The organism is Odoribacter sp. AF15-53 (genome assembly GCF_003479425.1).
Lineage (GTDB): Bacteria > Bacteroidota > Bacteroidia > Bacteroidales > Marinifilaceae > Butyricimonas.
In genome coordinates, this window is sequence record NZ_QUHC01000034.1 from 407 (window position 1) to 1,764 (window position 1,358).

Sequence of the window (1,358 nt, forward strand, 5' to 3'; positions counted from 1 at the left end):
TATAAAGGTTAGTTAGCCACCAAACATTATCAGTGCATAAAAAATAGAACATGAACTAATTAAATAAAAAAATATGAGTTGGTCTATCATTTTAATAAAAACGCCATTGAACGATGAATCAGATTTGTCGGATGTGGATGAAACACTGCCTATAACAGATAGAAATGCGTTCGTGGATTGGATGCAGAACACTTTTATTATTTCTGATGATAATTTGTCGGATAGCGAAATGATACTGCAATTAGACAACGAGTGTGGCGTGGAGATTTCTTGGAACGATAATGAAAGTATTGAAAATATACATCTATGTTTTCATGGAGGTGAAAATGAAGAAGCAATCTTGCACTTCGTGAAACAATTATGCTCGCATTGGAATTGCAGGGCTATTGACGTGGAAGCAAATGAATTTATGCTTTTATAAAATCATTCATTTTGTTCTGATAACAAACAGCAAACCGACTGAATAAGCGGAACGCTGACAAACATTATCCGCAACTAAAAATCAAAAAGGAATATGAAAGAATTAGAAAACAACTGGATGAAAAAATGGGAATCGGTAAAAGAAAAAACCGTCTGCCCTGTTGACCTCAATACTTATTTTGAGCAAGAAGAAATTGCAGGAAAATCGTTAACGACGATTAATATCGGTTCTTGCGATTTGCCGAGTGGAAATCTTTTGGTACGAGATCCATTGGTATATCTCCCAAACAGAAACGAACGTCCATATTTTCAGAACGCTCCTGCGGGTAAATATGAAACGGAAATTTGTGTAATCAAATCTGACGACGAGGATTGCGACCGTTATGCCGCAGTACGTTTGCGCTTCAATGAAAAGCGGGCTGTTCGATTCTATGAAGCATTAGTTGGGAATGAAAACCTTGAAACATTGGAAGAGGGTGATTACTTTGGATTTTGTGTAGATGCTGGTTTAGGATGTGTATGTGATGAAATTATCCACCGTATTTATTGCGACTGGGATGAACAATGGCGCAAAGATAATCCCGATGATAATCCTTATGATGGATATTTTGCTGCATTATTCAAAGAAAACTATTATCTCCATCCAGAATATCAACGTGCAGGCGGAGACTGGTTAAATTGGCAAGTGCCGGGGACGGAGTATCATATTCCCATTTTTCAATCAGGGTTCGGAGATGGTACGTATCCGGTTTATTGGGGCATAGACGAAGGCGGCGAAATATGTCAGTTGGTAATTCAGTTTATTGATATAGAATTAGCCTATGGCAATGATGAAGAGAATTAATGTGCGGATAACAAATAAATAAGCAACCCTAACAGTTGCTATTTACAACCCATTAATCGCTGAGAAAAAATATGAATAATTGGATTGAAACATC

General features: G+C 37.1%; 2 protein-coding genes. Both read left to right on the plus strand.

Annotated features, from left to right (window positions below; all coding sequences use genetic code 11):
• The first annotated feature begins 73 nt into the window (after positions 1–73).
• Positions 74–421, plus strand: coding sequence for a hypothetical protein (locus DWW52_RS20815; protein WP_007662654.1), 348 nt, complete (start codon positions 74–76; stop codon positions 419–421).
• Positions 422–514: 93 nt separating this feature from the next.
• On the plus strand, positions 515–1,264 hold the full coding sequence (locus DWW52_RS20820) for a DUF4241 domain-containing protein (protein ID WP_004327342.1): 750 nt from the start codon (positions 515–517) through the stop codon (positions 1,262–1,264).
• Positions 1,265–1,358: the final 94 nt, after the last annotated feature.